Origin of the sequence: Gordonia sp. SID5947 (assembly GCF_009862785.1) — a bacterium.
Taxonomy (GTDB): Bacteria; Actinomycetota; Actinomycetes; order Mycobacteriales; family Mycobacteriaceae; genus Gordonia.
The window spans coordinates 2,802,977-2,820,848 of record NZ_WWHU01000001.1; the positions used below are offsets into that span (position 1 = coordinate 2,802,977).

At 69.2% G+C, this 17,872-nt stretch carries 13 protein-coding genes and 1 pseudogene; 7 read left to right on the top strand and 7 right to left on the bottom strand.

The features are described 5' to 3' along the window. Positions 1-198: 198 nt before the first annotated feature. Entirely contained in the window at positions 199-1,500 is a 1,302-nt protein-coding gene (locus GTV32_RS12960; RefSeq protein ID WP_161060667.1) for an acyltransferase, read from the bottom strand. A gap of 141 nt (positions 1,501-1,641) precedes the next feature. On the opposite strand from GTV32_RS12960, the gene GTV32_RS12965 reads away from it, so the two are divergent. Next, positions 1,642-2,829, top strand: a complete 1,188-nt coding sequence (locus GTV32_RS12965) for a DUF3068 domain-containing protein (protein ID WP_161060668.1) — start codon at positions 1,642-1,644, stop codon at positions 2,827-2,829. Here GTV32_RS12965 and GTV32_RS12970 read toward each other — a convergent pair. Then, positions 2,756-3,991, bottom strand: a complete 1,236-nt coding sequence (locus GTV32_RS12970; RefSeq protein ID WP_202421787.1) for a polysaccharide biosynthesis protein — start codon at positions 3,989-3,991, stop codon at positions 2,756-2,758. The two genes, GTV32_RS12965 and GTV32_RS12970, sit on opposite strands and share 74 nt — an antisense overlap. A 117-nt stretch (positions 3,992-4,108) precedes the next feature. On the opposite strand from GTV32_RS12970, the pseudogene GTV32_RS12975 reads away from it, so the two are divergent. Next, positions 4,109-5,028, top strand: a pseudogene (locus GTV32_RS12975) (CoA ester lyase). Positions 5,029-5,071: 43 nt separating this feature from the next. After that, positions 5,072-6,775: a hypothetical protein gene (locus tag GTV32_RS12980; protein WP_161060669.1), complete on the top strand. Its 1,704-nt coding sequence runs from the start codon at positions 5,072-5,074 to the stop codon at positions 6,773-6,775. Here the strand turns inward: GTV32_RS12980 and GTV32_RS12985 are convergent. After that, a complete protein-coding gene (locus tag GTV32_RS12985) occupies positions 6,690-7,880 on the bottom strand; it encodes a glycosyltransferase family 4 protein (RefSeq protein WP_161060670.1) in 1,191 nt (396 codons plus the stop codon). The genes GTV32_RS12980 and GTV32_RS12985 overlap by 86 nt on opposite strands. Positions 7,881-8,121: 241 nt before the next feature. Between GTV32_RS12985 and GTV32_RS12990 the strand changes: the two genes are divergently transcribed. From GTV32_RS12990 to GTV32_RS13000, 3 genes are all read left to right on the top strand, one after another. Beyond that, a complete protein-coding gene (locus GTV32_RS12990; RefSeq protein ID WP_161060671.1) occupies positions 8,122-8,892 on the top strand; it encodes a TetR/AcrR family transcriptional regulator C-terminal domain-containing protein in 771 nt (256 codons plus the stop codon). After that, entirely contained in the window at positions 8,889-9,644 is a 756-nt protein-coding gene (locus GTV32_RS12995; protein ID WP_161060672.1) for a class I SAM-dependent methyltransferase, read from the top strand. The genes GTV32_RS12990 and GTV32_RS12995 overlap by 4 nt, the downstream gene beginning before the upstream one ends. Positions 9,645-9,735: 91 nt before the next feature. Continuing rightward, complete coding sequence (locus GTV32_RS13000) at positions 9,736-11,394, top strand: AMP-binding protein (RefSeq protein WP_161060673.1); 1,659 nt, start codon at positions 9,736-9,738, stop codon at positions 11,392-11,394. On the opposite strand, the gene GTV32_RS23460 is transcribed toward GTV32_RS13000, so the two are convergent. Together GTV32_RS23460 and GTV32_RS13010 are read right to left on the bottom strand one after the other, a co-directional pair. Then, positions 11,395-11,853: a hypothetical protein gene (locus tag GTV32_RS23460; protein ID WP_343287313.1), complete on the bottom strand. Its 459-nt coding sequence runs from the start codon at positions 11,851-11,853 to the stop codon at positions 11,395-11,397. 250 nt (positions 11,854-12,103) lie between these two features. Continuing rightward, complete coding sequence (locus GTV32_RS13010) at positions 12,104-12,769, bottom strand: TetR/AcrR family transcriptional regulator (RefSeq protein WP_161060674.1); 666 nt, start codon at positions 12,767-12,769, stop codon at positions 12,104-12,106. A 57-nt stretch (positions 12,770-12,826) separates the two neighbouring features. Here GTV32_RS13010 and GTV32_RS13015 point away from each other — a divergent pair, with 57 nt between their 5' ends. Next, the gene (locus tag GTV32_RS13015) at positions 12,827-14,419 is read left to right on the top strand and encodes an MFS transporter (RefSeq protein WP_161060675.1); all 1,593 of its coding nucleotides are present in this window, start codon (positions 12,827-12,829) and stop codon (positions 14,417-14,419) included. Positions 14,420-14,448: 29 nt separating this feature from the next. Here the strand turns inward: GTV32_RS13015 and GTV32_RS13020 are convergent, their stop codons facing one another. Together GTV32_RS13020 and GTV32_RS13025 are read right to left on the bottom strand one after the other, a co-directional pair. Then, positions 14,449-17,007, bottom strand: a complete 2,559-nt coding sequence (locus tag GTV32_RS13020) for an FtsX-like permease family protein (protein ID WP_161060676.1) — start codon at positions 17,005-17,007, stop codon at positions 14,449-14,451. Between the two features lie 4 nt (positions 17,008-17,011). Then, a complete protein-coding gene (locus GTV32_RS13025; RefSeq protein ID WP_161060677.1) occupies positions 17,012-17,851 on the bottom strand; it encodes an ABC transporter ATP-binding protein in 840 nt (279 codons plus the stop codon). Between the last annotated feature and the right edge of the window lie 21 nt (positions 17,852-17,872).

The window sequence follows — 17,872 nt, forward strand, 5'->3', positions numbered from 1 at the left end:
GTCATGGTTGGGCACTTCATGGTTGCTGACCGGCTGGTGGGGTCTGGCGACATCGGTTCTGCTGGGGGGCATCTCGCTCTGGCTACGGCCTCGGACCGGAGTCGCGACGGTCTTCGCGGCCATGCTGCTCGCGACCCTGGGCCTGGCGAGCGGGCCATGGCACGCGTCCGACGGCTACCACGGATTCGACTGGTGGGTTCAGCTACCGGCCCTGATCGCGGTATCGCTGACGGTGTGGTTGGTCACGCTGGACGGTCCATCGGTGCGGGCTCGTCTTGTCTCGCGGCTGCGGAGCCATCGGCGCGCCGGCTCTTCGATGAAGGCGTAGCCGGCCGCGGAGACACCGATGGTGAGGGCCACCGTGATGGTCCACACGAGCAGGAAGTCACCACCGAACGGGACGATGCCGAAGAGCGGGAACACCACTGCGAGCACGGCGAGGTGCCAGATGAAGATCCCGTACGACCAGCGGCCGAGTGCGAGCATCGGCGACGAGGTCAGCAGACGGAACGGGCGGCGACGAGCAGGCCCGCTCGCCTCGCTTCCGGCGCCGTCCGAGCACACCAGCGGCGCCAGCACGGCCAGGCCGCAGACAGCGCCGAGCACCATCTTGGTGGCGAACTGCAGCGGCGACAGGTTCCCGAGGCCGGTGGGGCCCGCGAGCGGGGTGCATGCCAGGACATATGCCACCACCAGCACCGCCGCCATCAACCACCGTCGCGCACCGACGGCGGTGGCGACGCGCATCCAGCGCGCCACCGGCCGCCGCTCGTGCAGCTCGATCGCCCCGGCCACCTCCGCCAGGATCAGCCCGGCGATGAACCACGGCAGGTGCCCGAAGACCCAGTTCTTCGGTTCCACGCCCGCGGGTACCGGCAGCGACATGGCCACCCAGGCCCAGCCGAGGCTCAGCAGTCCGAGGCCGAGCAGGGCCGGGATCCGCAGGCCGACGAGTCCCGGCCCGTCGTCGCGGGCCCGGAATCGCACGAGGGCGAAGCCGATCAGCGGCAGCAGCGCGTAGAACGCGACCTCCACCGACAGGCTCCACATCTGGGTGAGACCAGCCGTCAACGAGAGCGGCACAAAGACCTGGGTCAGGGTGAGGTTGGCCAGCCAGACCGTGAGGTCGGCGTTCTTCGCATCCGGCAACAGGGTCAACACCAGGACCACCACCACCACGTAGGCAGGCCAGATCCGGATCACCCGATGGGACAGGTAGCGGCCCACCGACGGCCGCGACACCTGTGTGTGGGCCGCGGCCACCCACGGCCGCCACAGCAGGAACCCCGACAACCCGAAGAACAGCGCCACCGCGAGGTCGAGGCGGCCGAGCGCAGGCCCGACGACCGGCAACTCGACGGCACGCGTCTGAAACGCGACGTGCGTGGTCAGCACCCCGAGCGCGGCGATCGCGCGCATTCCCTCGAGTTGTGGGAAGAAGCGTCGCGTCTCGCCGACGACATCGGGTGTGCGGTCGGGACTGCCTGCGGTGGTGGTCATGCTGGTCAACCAGGGTACCGATCGTCACCGTCGCACCCGTCGACTGCGCCCGATCGGTGGAAAACGGGCACGATCGGCGGGAACCTGGGCACGGTCGGCGGGTTTCGGTGGCGACCGGTGCGGCCCAGTACGCTCGCCGGTATGTCGTCGCCCGGGCCGAGTCGTCTCTCCACCAAGGACCTCATCGGACCGGTACTGATCTTTGTCGGCGGCTTCCTGCTGGCGGCGGCGATCGCGCTGCCGACACTGTTCGTCGACAACCTGCGCACGATTCCGCTGAGCACCGACATCACCACCGTCGCGCCGGCGACCGCACCGGCCCGGGTCCTGGACAGGTGTTCGCTGAGTTCGCAGACGGCCCGGGTCGTGGACGCCGACGTGACGCGGCAGCAACGTTTCGTGGCGGTCCGGCCCGCCGATGCGGACCGGGTGACGCTGCAGGCCGGGACGTCGGTGCGGGCCGAGCACCTCACGATCGACGGCCGTGAGACCGATCCCGAGGCCCCGCGACCGGGCAGCGACGTGAAACCGGCCGCAGGCGAGACATCGTGCACCGATCCGATCCTGGGAGCGGTACGCGACCGCATCACCCTCGACCGGGTCACCGCACTCCCCGACCTCACCGCCGCCGCAGACCAACACGGCAGTTCGGAGATCCAGTACGACAGCAATTCGGCCCCGATCCGGGTTCCCGACCGCGACGGCTTCACCTACCTGATGCCGTTCGGGGTGTCCGCCTCCGACCACACCTTCTTCGATGTGACGACCCGACGCACCGTGCCGCTGCGATACACCGGGGACACCACGGTCGAGGGGCGCGACGTGGCGCGGTTCGTCGCCGTGGTCCCCGACACCGACCTCCACCAGATCGAGAACGGGGACGCGAACAGCACCCCGCCGACGATCATCACGCGGCCGGCCGGCTGGTTCGGTGTCCCGGGCGTCGACCCCGCTCGCGACGTGAGCGCGACGCTGCACCACAGCGGTCGATGGGAACTCGCGGTCGACACCACCACGGGCACCATCGTCGACGCACACATCACCGTCGACGAGAGCTATCGCTTCATCGACACCGCCCTGCCCGACCAGCGGCTCACCAACATGTCCGCGACCTTCGCCTACGACGACCGGACCCGACAACGGCTGAGTGAGCACGCCACCGCACTCGCCTCGCCGATCACCGTGTGGGGCCGGGTGGTGCCGATCTTCGCCGCGGTCGCCGGCGTCGCGACGATCATCGTCGGGCTGGCGGTCATCATTCCCGCGTGGCGGCCACGTCGATGGCGTCCGAACGCCGCCCCGGACGCAGACCCACCAGCGTCGTCGTGACCGCGGCGACCGTCGCGGTGACGGCCGCGGTCACCGCCAGCGCGACGATGCCATGGACGACGGTCAGGATCACCACCACCTCCGCGCCCACCGAGACCCAGGTGACCAGCGAGATCGCGGTGGCCTGGCGGGCGATCGCCGACAACAGCGCGACCTGGAGCACGGCCAGCACAGAGCCGGTGTAGGCGAACAGCCACAGCACCCCGACCAACGGTTGATACTCCGGCCGCACGATCACCGGCACCAGCGGTCCCGCGACGGCGGCGCCCGCGGTGAGCACCACCCCTATCGCTGCGACCACCATCACCGCATGGGCCAGCGACCGCCTCGAGATCGCCGGGTCGGCCAACCGCGGATAGAAGACCACGCCGACGGCCTGCGGCAGCCAGAACGCGACCTTCGTCGCGATCGCCCCGAGCGCGTAGATCCCTGCGTCGTCGGGCGACAACACCGTGCGAGACAGCAGCAGATCGACCGACGCCGCCACGATCAGCACCAACTGGACACCCGAGGCGCGGACCACGTCGAGCAGATCGAGCCCACCCGGCGTCACCGAGCGCACCGTCGGCCGCGCGGCACCCGTCGACCGCACGGCCCACGCCACCAGCACGGCACCCACGCCGGCGCCGACGGCACCGGCCGCCAGCGCGCCGGTCGGTCCGGCCCCCACGGCCAGCACCCCGATCACCGGTACCGTGCGCAACACCCCGACCGCCGCGAGCACCCAGCCGAGCAGCCGGAACTGTCCGCGACCCTGCAGTACCCCCTGCCCCGCACCGATCACCGCCAGCATGGGTGCCGCCGACAACGCCGCCAGCGCCGCGTCCACCCCCATCGACGCGAACCAGGCCATCAGCGGGGCCACCACCCCCACCAGCACGATCACCACGCCCACGGTCAGCAGTGAGATGCGACGGATCCGGGCCGGGGCGACGTGCTGTACGACCGCCCGGGCGACCACCGCCTGCAATGCCAGCGCCGCGACGCCGAGCACCAGCATCGCCGAGAGCCCGACCGCGAATTCGCCGTACTCGGCCGTGCTCAGCCACCACCGGCTAGCGGTCAGATGGATGAGGTAGGCGCAGCCGTTCGCGACCATCGACCCGGCGGCCACCCAGCCGAGGGCACCGGCCAGCGCGCCGCGGTCGGTTCGCTCCACCATGCGGTCAAGTGTGCATGTCGGAGGTGCCGCACGGCCGGAAGGGGCACTTTGCACCCGAGGACGCCGATAGGCAACGATGGTAATGACAGTGAGCCCATCCGAACGTGAGAAAGCCCGATGTACGACCAGAACACGACCGACGAAGTAGCCGACGGGCCGGCCGGATTCCGCATCGATCCGGTACTCGCGCGCAGCTGGCTGCTGGTCAACGGGGCGCAGGTCAACCGATTCGAACCCGCCGTGCAGTCCCGCGCCGACATCGTCGTGCTCGACATCGAGGACGCCGTCGCTCCGAAGGACAAGATCGCCGCGCGTGACAACGTGATCGGGTGGATGGCCGACGGTCACTCCGACTGGGTCCGCGTCAACGGATTCGGGACGCCCTGGTGGGCCGACGATCTGGCGGCGCTGGCCACCACATCGGTGGGCGGCGTGATGCTCGCGATGGTGGAATCTGTCGATCATGTGAGCGAGACGGCGAAGCGCCTGCCCGGTGTCCCGATCGTCGCGCTGGTGGAGACCGCACGCGGTCTCGAGCGGATCGGCGAGATCGCCTCCGCCAAGGGCACCTTCCGCCTCGCCTTCGGTATCGGCGATTTCCGCCGCGACACCGGATTCGGGACAACCCGGCGACCCTCGCCTACGCGCGGTCACGATTCACCATCGCCGCCAAGGCCGCTCACCTGCCGAGCGCCATCGACGGGCCCACCGTCGGCTCGAGCGCCCTGAAGCTCTCCGAGGCCACCGCGGTCAGCGCCGAGTTCGGGATGACCGGCAAGATCTGCCTCACCCCCGACCAGTGCCATCCGGTCAACGAGGGGCTGTCGCCGTCCCACGACGAGATCAGTTGGGCCAAAGAGTTCTTCGCGGAGTTCGAGCGGGACGGTGGCGAGATCCGCAACGGCTCCGACCTCCCCCGCATCGCACGGGCCACCAAGATCCTCGATCTGGCGCGCGCGTACGGGATCGGGTCGTCCACCGTCTACGAAGACGATCCGGATCATGTTCCGGCGCCGTCGGACACCTACCACTACTGAGTCCACGACGCTGATCATCGACGAGCCCACCCGACGAGACGCGATGACCTCCCCACGGCATCTGTTGCCGACCTTGTTCCTCGTCTCCGCCGGACTGTCGGCGCTGATCCTGGGTCCCATCCTGCGTTCGGGACATCTGCTCTACCGCGACGCGGTCTCCACACCCCGCTCGTTCGTCACCGATCCCGCGCTCGGCCTCGGCGACGTGGCGCCGCGTGCGGTCCCCCAGGACTGGGTCGTCGCGACGCTCAGCACCATCGTCGACGGCGGGGTGGTGGTCACCGCGATCACGTTCGCGGCGCTCACCCTTGCCGGGGTGGGCTACGGGCGGATGGCCATCCGCCTCGTGCCATCCGCGGGCCGCAGCGGCGCGGTGGCCGCCGCTCTCGTCGCGATCTGGAATCCCTATGTGGCCGAGCGCCTTCTGCAGGGCCACTGGAGTTTGATGGTGTCGTATGCGGCGCTCGGCTGGCTCGTGGTCGGGGCCGTCGAGGTCATCCGCAGACCCGGGTGGCCGGCATGGGCTCAGCTCGCGGCCGCCACGGCGTGCGCAGGCTTCACACCGACCGGCTCGATCCTCGCCGCCATCGCACTCCTCGCACTGACCGCCCTCCCGCTGATCCGCGGACGGCGATGGCGTGCGGCCGGAACCCTCTGCGGGATATGGCTTCTCGGCGCTCTGCCGTGGCTCACCGCGACCCTGGCGGGTACCGCCCCGGCGACCACCGGTGCCGATGGCTTCACCGTGTTCGGGGCGCGCGCCGAATCCGGGCTGGGCACGTTCGGGACGGTGCTCGGGCTGGGCGGCATCTGGAACGCCGACGCGGTGCCCGCGAGCCGGACCATCTGGTGGGCGGCGGTGGCGACACTGTTGCTGTTGATCGTGGTCGCCGTCGGAAGCCGGTGGCTCTGGTCTCATCGGGCTCGGCACGACCGGCTGATCGGCGCCCTTGCCGTGCTGGCCGGGGCGACCGCCGTCGTCGTGGCCGTGGCCACGCTCGGCCCGGTGGCCGACGGACTGTCGCGGCTCGCCGCGGAGGTGCCGGGTTTCGGACTGTTCCGGGACACCCAGAAATACCTGGCACTGATGGTGCCGTTCTTCGCGGTGGCCGCGGCGGGCGCGGTGATCGCCGTCCGGCGCTGGGTTCCGGCCGGTTTCGCACTGGCGGGGGCGGCTTTGCTGATCGTCGCGCCGCTACCGGACCTCGCCTGGGGGGTCGGCGGTCAGATCCGCCCCATCACCTATCCGGCCGACTGGGCCGCGGTCGCCCGTATCGTCCCGTCCGACCGCGGTGCGGTCGCGGTATGGCCCACCGGCGCCGTTCGCCGCTACCGGTTCACCGACGTCGGATCCCTCGACCCGCTGCCGCGGATGGTGCGCGCGGCGGTCACCGATTCGGGATCGCTCACCGTCGACGGAGTCGTGGTGGACCCGGCGGCCGGGCGTGGAGCCGACGTGGACGCCGCACTCCACGACGGCGGATCGCCGTCATCGCTGGCCGCCCTCGGCGTCGGCTGGGTGGTGGTGGAGAACGATGCACCACCGGCCACGCTCGCGGAGGAGGCGACAGCGGTGTTCCGGGGCGCGGACCTGACGCTCTACCGCATCGACGACCCGGCGGAGGGGACGGATGCGTCCGCGACGTCACGCACGGTGGTGATCAGTGCGCATCTGCTCTGGTCGGCGACGGTGCTGGCGAGCGCAGGCGCCGCGTTGTGGGCAGCACGTCGTCGAACACCTCGATGAAACCGTCCGCGGTCGCCGACCAGGAGTAGCCCGCCGCCTTACGTTGCGCGTTGTCGCCGAGCCGGGCGGCCTCGTCCGGATTGTCGATGAGTTTCCTGGTGGCACTGACCAGTTCGTCGACGCCGTCCACCAGGAGCCCGGTCACGCCGTGCTCGACCGACTCCACGAGCCCGACCGAGCTCCGATAACCGATGGTCGGGACCTGATGCTGTGCCGCCTCGATCACGGCGAGGCCCCATCCCTCCTTGCGGGAGGGCATCAGGTGCACATTCGCCTGGGACAGGAGTTCGTGTTTACGGTCCTCGTCGACATGGCCGTGAAAGGTGACGTGGTCATCGACACCGAGTTCGGCCGCGCGACTGCGCAACTGGTCCGACCACCACCCACCGCCGATCACGTCGAGGTGGACATCCGGACGCGAGTGCGTGAGCTCGGCGACCACCGCCAGCGCATCCTCGACCTGCTTGTGCGGCACGAGCCGCGACAGAACGCACAGGCGGGTGGCCGTCTCCGCGGCATGCGAGGCATCGGCGGCCGGTCCGGTCAATGGATCGATCCCGTTGCGGATCACGGTGATCCGGCATTCGTCGACACCCAGGGAGGCGAGTTCGGCGGCCGACGGACCGGACACGGTCACATACCGGTTCCGACGGTGGACGCGCGGCGCCACCCGCGACTCGAGGAGCCAGCCGAGCCTGCCGAGGAGCCGGCCGGCCACCGGCCACTGCTCGCGATGGCAGTGATGAACCAGGACGACGGTCGGCGCACGCGCGACGAGCGAGGCGAAGAACGGGATGCCGTTCTGGGTGTCCACCACCACGTCGGGCGCGGTCCGTGCGAGCCGTCCACGACCGAACCGGCCGAGCGCTATCGTCGCGAGCGCTCGTGGGTAGACCGAGAGACGGCCACCGGCACGCAGGATGCGGACGCCGTCGCGCATCTCCTCGTCGGGCGCGCCGTGGTAGGAGGCCGTGAGGAGGGTGACCCGCATGCCCCGGGCCACCAGCTCGGCGCCGACGCGTTCGAGGTAGCGCTCACTGCCGCCACCTTGCGGGTGGGCGGTGTCGCGCCAGCAGAGAAGCAGGACATGAATCGAATCGGTCATCGCAGGACAAGCGTACCGATCGGCGCCGGAACGTCGGAGAGGTTCCCAAGGCCGTACGTGGCGTCCCCTCCACACCGCGTCCGGACCCTGGGGTCCCATCCAGATGCAGGCTGCATTGCCGTTGCGGCTACACTGTAGCCGAAACCCCGACGCACGTCTACAACCCTAGTTGAGACGGACCCGTCGCTCCACCGGTGATTTCGCCGCCTCCACGAACAGCTAGGACGACCAGGCCACCCCGATGCCCGAAACCACCGATCGCCCGGAATTCGGGTCACCCGACTGGTGGCGCGAGTCGCCGCCCGAGACGGCCGAAGCGCACCGCACCGCCGGTGGCAGACCACCGATGCCCCTCGACGAGATCCTCACCGAGGCGCTGGCATTGCTCGCCGCCGGCGGGATCGAGGGACTGGGTATGCGTGCTCTGGCCCGACGACTCGGTTCCTCGACCTCCACGCTGTATCGCCAGCTGCCAGGCGGCCTGGAGGAACTGTGCACGCGGCTCGCCGAACGCGTCATGCGCGACGCGGTGTCCGACATCGCGGCGGCGGACCTGGGAGATGATTGGAGTTCGGTGGTCGAGGGCTCTGCGATCATCGCCTTCGACACGCTGCGCCGGAACCCGCACTCGGCCGCGCTGTTCGCCGGACAGATCTATTTCGGTCCGATGGGCCTGCTGCGATACGAGGAGTCTCTGCGACTGCTCCTCGCCGCCGGGCTGTCGCCCACGAGAGCCGCGGCGGCCGATCACGCCCTCGCCCGGCTCATCGTCGGATATGCCCTGCAGGAGTCCCACGACGCCGCGCCGGGGCGGGCGACGATCACCGAGTACTACCGTCGGCTCGACGCCGACCGGTTCCCTTCCGTGGCGACGGTGCTACCGGCGCTGCCGGAAGATCTGCGAGCCGAGTTCGTCTTCGCGCTGCGGACCTTCGTGGCGGGACTGAGACAACTCGCCGCGGAGGCCGCCGGCGGATCGGAGGTCGATGAGCAGGGGTCGGCTCCCCGATGATCCGCTCGACGACCGGTTTCGCCCGCCACGCGACGTTGTCGCGGGCGGCCCGCCTGCTCAACGACTTCCGCTTCGAACAGAGCGATCCCGCTCGCTTCTACGGCGCCATCGCCGACGACACGGCGCAGATGGTCGCCGACTGGCATCCGGCTCCCCTCGACGGCGCCGTGATTCTCGACGTCGGTGGCGGCCCGGGCTACTTCGCCGAGGCATTCGACAGACGCGGGGCGCACTACATCTCGGTCGAACCGGATCCCTCGGAGATGCACGCGGGCGGTCTGGAACATCGCGCCTCGGTCCGCGGCGACGGCCGCCGCCTGCCGTTCGCCGACGCGTCGATGGACGTAGCCGTGTCGTCGAACGTCGTCGAACACACCTCTGCGCCCTGGGAGATGGCCGAGGAGATGTTGCGCGTGACCAGGCCGGGCGGGACGGTGATCATCAGTTACACGCTCTGGTGGGGCCCGTTCGGCGGACACGAGATGGGTCTCACGCATTACGCGGGCGGACACCGCGCGGCCCGCTGGTACACCCGACGGCACGGACATCCGCCGAAGAATCTGTTCGGCACCTCCCTGTTCCCGGTGACCGCGGCGCAGGGCCTGCGGTGGGCCGCCGGCGTCGACGCGCGTGCGCACCGCGCCGGCGCGTTCCCCAGATATCTGCCGCACTGGCTGTGGTGGGTCATGCGCGTGCCGGTCCTGCGCGAGGTGCTCGGGACGAATCTCGTTCTGGTGCTACGGAAACGCTGAGTTCGGCCACGCGAACGGCCGCGCAGGCCAGAATGGTGTGACGGGGGCCACGAATCACACGAGCCCCGCAGCGTGGAGAGGCAGGGATCGTATGGCAGGCGTACTCGACGAGGTGAAGGATCGACTCGACGACGGTGTTCGGAACATCAAGAGTGCGGTGGTCCTGCAACGGACCGGCATCCTCGACTTCACCGATCTCAAGGGGATGCTCCGCGGCATCAAGTGGGCCAACACCATGGGTGCGCAGGCCTCGCTCATCCTGCGCAATGCGCAGGAGTATCCGGACGCGCCCGCATTGGCCGACGAACGCGGCGAACTGACGTACCGCGAGCTGAGTGACCAGGCCAATGCCCTCGCAAATGCGTTGCTCGCCTCGGGTATCGAGCCGGGTTCGGTCGTCGGCGTGCTGGCGCGCGATCACCGCGGACTGCTACTGACCATCACCGCCGCGGGCCGGGCCGGTTACAAGGTCGCACTGATGAACACCGGCTTCGGCAAGTCCCAGTTCGCCGAGGTGGCAAAGCGGGAGAATCTGCGGGCGGTCCTGCACGACAGCGAGTTCATCGGCCTCCTCAGCGCCCTGCCCGCCGAGATACCCCGCTTCCTCACCTGGTCGGACGGCGATCAGGGGGAGTACGACGCCCCGCTCGTCGAGGATCTCGCCACCACCGGCGACACCTCGTTGCCGCCGCTACCGAAGAATCCGGGCGGGTTCATCATCCTCACGAGTGGCACCACCGGCCTCCCCAAGGGTGCTCCGCGCGGCAAGATGAATCCATTCGCCTCGGCGATGTTCGTCGATCGCATCCCCTTCCCGGAACGCGGCAGCGTCGTCATCGTGTCGCCGATCTTCCACTCCACCGGGTTCGGCATGTGGGGGGTGTCCGCCGCAAAGGCCAACAAGGCGGTCCTGTTGCGGCGCTTCGACGCCGAGAAGACGCTGGCCGCGCTCGCCGAGCACCGGGCCGAGATGCTGGTCGCGGTGCCGACCATGCTGCACCGGATGCTCGCCCTCGGTCCGGAGAAGATCGCCGAGTACGACCTGCGCGCACTGCGGGCCATCGTCATCGCCGGCTCCCCGCTGACACCGGCGCTGAGCGAGGCCGTCCAGGATGCCTTCGGCGACGTCCTCTACAACATGTACGGCTCCACCGAGGTCGCCGTGGCGGCCGTCGCCCAACCGCACGAGCTGCGCCTGGCACCGGGAACCGTCGGACGCTCGACGGTGGCCGGGCGGCTACGTCTCTACGACGACGCCGACCAGCCGCTGTCGGACAATCACCAGAGCGGTCGGTTGTTCGTCCGGAGCTCGGCGCCGTTCGAGGGGTACACCGACGGCCGGCACAAGCAGATCATCGACGGGTACATGTCGACCGGCGACATGGCCCATTTCGACGAGCACGGACTGCTGCACATCGACGGACGCGACGACGACATGATCCTGTCGGGCGGCGAGAACGTCTACCCCGGTGAGGTGGAGAACCTGCTGGCCGAGCATGCCGACATCGACGACGTCGCGGTCATCGGGGTCGACGACGACGAGTTCGGTACCCGCCTGCGGGCGTTCGTGGTCCCGGCGCCCGGCGCACATCCGGAGGCGCAGGAGATCCGCGACCACGTCCGAGCGCATCTCGCCCGCTACAAGGTGCCGCGCGACGTCATCTTCCTCGACGAACTACCTCGCAACCCCACCGGAAAACTGCTGCGACGGGAACTCGTCACCTGGCGCGACGACAACCCCGCGACGTGATCACTCTGCGGGCAGCGGCGCCGAACACTGTAAGGGTCCGCCGTTGCTCGTCGACGAGGCAAGCAGGTCGCGGCCGTGCAGGATGTTGCAGGTGACCGGCCCACGGATCACGATCGCGTTGAGCTCGGCGGTGCTGCCGGTGACCGTTGCGGACTGTGACCACGGGGTCCCGGCGGCCGCGACCACCGCGGACCTGGTGCCGGTGATGTATCTGATCCCGATGACGTCGCCGTTGCCGGTCAACTGGTAGACCACCGCGCCCGGCGCCACCGTCGGCGTCGGTGTGGTGGTGGTCGTCTCCTCCGTGGTCGTGGTGGTGGTCGTCGACGACGCGGTGGTGGTGGTCGCCGACGACGAGCTCGCGCCGGCCGTCTGCTCGGCGTCGTCGGAGCCGGAACCGCGGGCGATGAGGATGCCGACGAGTGCCAGCACCACCACCGCCGCGATCACGGCGATCACCAACCCGACCGTGCGGCCGGTGTTCTTGGGCGGCGGCGGCTCACCGGGTCCGGGCTCCCCGTACGGGGGGCCGTAGGCAGCCGCCTCGGTGTACGCCTGCGGCGGCCCGTAAGGACCCGGAGGGCCTGCCGGCGGCGGATCCGCGGGGCACGGTCGTCAGGTCGGTAGGCGGCCGTCTCGTCGGCGGGATCGAATCGTCGGGTGTCCGGATGTTCCCGATTCGGGTCCCAACGATCGTCGGGTGGCTGGCTCATGGCACCGATTGTGTCATTGTCCCGGCCGCCGGCCGACGTCGCGCGCCGCGGTTTCCGCCGCGGGCCGCCTCGATCGACGGCCTCATCCAGACGGAGAGATAGGTCCGCAATTGCGATGGTTCCGGGATCTCGTCGTCGGGGCGGTGGATGTAGGCGCCGATCACGAGCAGGCACCACTCGACGAGCTGATCGAACGTGTCGTCGTCGAATCCGAGCTTGTGCCAGTCGAACTCGAGCTCGTCGAGAATCGACCGGGCCTGGTCGCGTGCGACCTGTCCCGTCATCGAGCCGCCGAGCAGGCCCGTGCTGGCGCCCGGTCCGAGCAGGAACACCAGCACCCGGTCGGTGGTGAGGATCTCGATCGCCGACGCCACCAATTCCACGACGACCGCAGCCGGGTCGGTGATCGTCCGGACGCGGTCGATGATGGTCGGCGCGGCCGTCCGTCCCGCATCGAGGGCCACGGCCGCCAACAGTTCCTGCACGCTGCGGAAATATCGGTAGACCGTCTGCCGAGTCACCCGGAGCTCCCGGGCCACCAGGGTCACACTGACGTCGGCTCCCTCCGACTCGATGACGAGGCGCGCCGCGCACAGGATCCGGGCGACCGCCTCGGTGTCGTCGACCGGGAGTTCGCCGCCCCAGCCCGTGCGTCGTGCCATGCCGTCAGCCTAACCGCACGCTGAACATACACATGCCTGCACATGTATGGTCAGACGATGGTCTCGGATCAGCAGCGAGTGGATCGGATCGGGGCCCGCGGGATCTGGCTGATGTGTGTCGCCTGCGGAGCTCTGTCTGTGGTGGCAGGCGCGATGACGGCGCTGAACGTCGCGCTGCCCGAGATCGGACCGTCCATCGGAGCGAGTTCCACGCAGATGACCTGGCTCGTCGATGCCTATACCGTCGCGCTCGCCGCGCTACTCCTGCCGTTCGGCGCGCTGGGCGATCGGTACGGCCGGCGTGGTCTGCTCGTCGTCGGCCTGGCGGTCTTCGCGATCGCCTCCCTCCCGCCGTTGTGGATCGACGACCCCATGATCGTCATCGGCAGCCGGGCACTCGCCGGGGTCGCCGCCGCGATGATCATGCCCGCCACGTTGTCGCTGCTGACCTCCGAACTACCCGAGTCCAGACGACCTCTCGCCGTTGCCATCTGGGCTGGGGTCGCCGGCGCCGGCAGTATCGGCGGCTTCTTCGTGAGCGGATTCCTCCTCGAGTGGTTCACCTGGCGGTCGATCTTCGTCACGTTCGCAGCCGTCACGGTGCTGCTGGCCGTGGCGTCGTGCACGATCGCGACCTCACGGGACGACCAACCGAAACCCTTCGACTTCCCCGGCGCCCTGCTGTCGACCGCGGCGGTGTTCTTGTTCGTCGTCGGGCTGCTCGAATCGCCCAGCCGCGGATGGGACGACGCACTCGTGATCGTGGCGCTGGTCGCGGGGCTGTTGCTGGCGGTGGTTTTCGCGCTGGTCGAGTATCGGCGTGACGCACCACTTCTCGATGTGCGGTTGTTCTCGAACCGGTCGTTCTCCGCCGGCGCGTTCACGGTCCTCGTGCAGTTCTTCGCGTCGCTGGGCCTCTTCTTCGTGGTGCTGCAGCGCCTGCAACTCGACTTCGGGATGTCGCCGCTGATGGCCGCCACCGCGATGCTGCCCCTGATCGCGATGATCATGGTCCTGTCGCCGATCGGCGGTTGGCTCGCCGTGCGCTACTCGCTGCGCATCATCCTCGTCCTCGGGGTCGGGCTCACCGGCGTCGCCCTGATCCTGATGGGCGTGCTCGACTACTCGTCCTACCTCGGCCTGCTTCCGCTGCTGCTGCTCGGCTCGGCCGGGCAGGGCTTCGCCACGGCACCACCCACCACGGCGATCATGGCCAACACGCCCTCCGCCAACCAGGGTGTCGGGTCGGCGGTGAACGACACCTTCCGCGAGGTCGGCGCCGCCATCGGCATCGCACTCGCGGGCAGCATCGTGGCCGCCGGCTATGCCCGCAACATCGAGCCCATCACCCATGACGTGGTCGCGACCACCGGGTCGACCGAGCTCGGCGATCACATCTCCCGGTCACTCGCCGAAGCGCTGCACGCCCTCGATGCGGTGGCCACCCGGTATCCGGCGCAGGCAGGCGCTCTCGAGCAGGTCGCCGACCAGGCGAGACACGCCTTTGTCGGACCGATGAACACCGCCTGCATCGTGATGGGCATCGTGATCCTCGTCGGCGCCGCAATCTTGGCCGTCGTGAGCCCCGACGAGATGACCCCAGCCGAAGTGCCGGCCGCCGAACCCGAGCGGGAGCCGGCAGCCCGCTGACCTGACCGGCGATCGTTCAGATCACCGGCTCAGGCCTCGGCGATCGCCTCCAGCGGCCGGGTCCGGGCCGCGCGGACGGCCGGCCACAGCGCGGCGAGGACACCGACCACCGCCGACGCGACGAGCGTGATCACGATGAGACTCCACGGCAGGACCGGTGTCCCCAGTCCCCACTTGGCCAGCGTCCGCACCAGTGCCCAACCGATCACACTGCCCAGGATCACCCCGAGGATGGCGCCGAAGATCGCGATGAGCACCGATTCCAGGTAGATGCTGCGCCGCACCTGTGATCGCAGCATGCCGACCGCCCGCAGCATGCCGATCTCCCGGGTGCGCTCCACCACCGACAACGCGAGGGTGTTCACGATGCCGAGCACGGCGATCAGCAAGGCCAGTCCGAGCATCGCGTAGAGCGTCGCCAGCATCTGGTCGATCTGACTCGAGACCGAACTCTTGAACTGGTCGCGGTCCTGGACCTGAACCGTCAGATACGAATCGGTGGCGTTCTCCAGATTCTGTCGCAGCTCGTCGGCCTGCACACCCGGTGCGGGCGTGACGAAGATGGTGGCACTCACCCGCGCCGGGGGTGGGACGAGTTTGTCGTAGACGGCCGGCCCCACCATCCACGGTTGCAACGCCTCGTTGTCGGCGTAGACACCGGACACCGTCGTCGGGATCTGTTCCCCGGTGGGCCCGGTGAACGTGACGACGTCGCCGCGATCCCACCCCTGTGTGTTCCGCGTGCGTTCACTGACCAGCATCCCGTCAGCCGGAAGGTTCGGCGAGGCACCGTCTTTCATGTCCATGACGGCGACGTCGTTCGGCTGGCCGCCGAGCGCGCCGTAACCGGCGACGGTCTTGCCGTCCACCTCGGCGCGGACCACGCCGAAGCTGACCGACGACCCGACACCGTCCACGCCCTCCACGGCGGTGGCGACCGCGCCGGGGATCGGCAGCTGATTGGCCCCCGCCACGATGAACTCGGCGCGCAGCCCCGTGTCGACCGCGTCGTCGATGGTGCCCTTGAACGAGGTGCCGAGGGTGCCGATCACGGCCACCAGCATCAGGCCGAGGGTCAGGGCGAAGGCTGTCGCGGCGGTGCGGCGTGGGTTGCGTACCGCATTGGTCCGCGCGAGCCGTCCGATCTTGCCGAAGGGTGCGCCTATGACGGTTCCCAGCGCACCGACCACCGGCCGCGACAGGGCCGGTCCGGCCAGGACAACCGCGGCGATCGCCGCGGCCGAGCCGCACCCGACCGCGATGGCCGGACCGAGACCCACGCCCATGGCACCGATGATGATGGCCGCGAGCCCCGCGACGCCGACGACGATCCCGGCGATGGTGCGCACGCGCAACGGCGCCGAGCCCTCGGCCATCCCGGATCGCATCGCCTCCACCGGCGGCACCTTCGACGCGCGCACCGCGGGCACCCACGCACTCACCATCGTCACGACGACGCCGACGAACAGGGCTGCCAGCACCGCCCACACGCTGATCTGCAAGGGCGCCTGGGGCAATCCGGATGCGGAACTGGTCAGCGCCTTCAGCAATGCGGCGAGACCGATTCCTATCCCCAGACCGACGACACCACCGATGACACCCACCACGAAGGCCTCGAACAGCACCGATCGCGACACCTGCTTCTGGCTCGCACCGACCGCGCGCAGCAACGCCAGCTCGCGATTACGCTGCGCGACGATCATCGAGAAGGTGTTGTAGATGATGAAGGTTCCGACGATGAGCCCGATCGCCGCGAACGCCAACAGGATTCCGGTGAAGATGGTCAGGAACTGGTTGACGTTGTCTTTCTCGTCCTGGCGTACCTGATCACCGGTGCGCACCTTGTACAGATCCGGGGGCAGGGCTTTCTCGACGCGTTCCTGCAACTGCGCAGGCGTCACCCCGGCGGCCGCGGACATGTCCACCTGGGCCACATGTTGTCCGTCGGAGAAGAGCGTGCGTGCGGTCGCCTGATCGAACTGCACGTTGACGTATCCGCCGGTGGAACCGGGCAGATCGAGCAGCCCAACCACCGTCACCTCGCGGGGTTCGGCCGAGCCCTGTCCGAGGACCACCTTCGTCTTCGACCCGACCTTCAGACCTGCCTTCTCCGCCGCCGAGGCATTCAGCGCGACTTCGTTCGGGTTGGTGGGCCCGCGCCCGCCCGGCTCGAGTTTGCTGGTGTCCGGCGACAACGCGACGTCGGGTGGCAGATATGCGCTGCCGATGCTCGGCGCACCCCCGGTCTGCAACGCCTTGCCCTCGGAGTTGGCGATCGTCACCAGACCCGAGTAGTCGGCGACGATCCGGTCGATGCCGAGTTCGGACTTTCGGGCCTCGAGATCGTCGATGACGGCCTGCGGGACCCCCGGCGATTGATTGTTCTCCGGGGTGATCTGCACCGACACCCCGGGTGCGGCGGAGTCGAAGATCTCGTTGAACGCCTTGGAGACGGTCGATGTGAAGACGATGGAGCCGGCCACGAACGACGTGCCGAGGACGATGGAGAAGACCGTCAGGAACAGACGGAGCTTGTGCGCACGCAGGTTTCGCAACGAGACCCGGCGCATCACCGATGACGATGCCATGGTGTCAGCGCACCTCGGACGTGGTGTCGTCGCCCGCGGCGTCGGCGGCATGCTTGGGCGCGTGCGGCTCGGCGGGCGCCGGCTCGTCGAGGTTCTTCATCACCTCGAAGACGTCGTCGGCCGATGGACGCGCCAGCTCGCGGACGACCTGCCCGTCGGCCAGGAACACCACCCGGTCGGCATACGAGGCCGCACGCGGATCGTGCGTCACGATCACCACTGTCTGGCCGAATTCGTCGGTCGCCGCACGCAGGATGTCGAGGACCTCGCCGGAGGACCGTGAGTCGAGGTTGCCGGTCGGCTCGTCACCGAAGATGATGTCCGGCTTGCCGACCAGCGCACGGGCACACGCCACGCGCTGCTGCTGTCCCCCCGACAGCTCGCTGGGCAGGTGGGTGAGCCTGTCGGTGATCCCGAGCCGGTCGACCACCGCGTCGAACCAGGACTTGTCCACCTCGCGGCCCGCGATGTCCACCGGCAGCGTGATGTTCTCCGCCGCGGTGAGGGTGGGGACCAGATTGAACGACTGGAAGACGAACCCGATCCGGTCGCGCCGCAGCATCGTCATCGCCTTGTCCGACAGCCCGGTGAGATCGACATCGCCGATGTGCACCTTGCCCTCGGTCGCCACGTCGAGGCCGGCGAGGCAGTGCATCAGGGTGGACTTGCCCGATCCGGACGGTCCCATGATCGCGGTGAACTCACCGGCGGCGAACTCGATGGTGACCCCGCGCAACGCCTCGACGACGGTGTCACCCGTGCCGTAGACCTTGGTCAGATCGGCCGCACCGGCGGCGATGGGGTGTGCTGCGACGTGGGGGCTGTCCGTACGGGCCGATGTCATGGCCTCAACGGTGCCAAATCT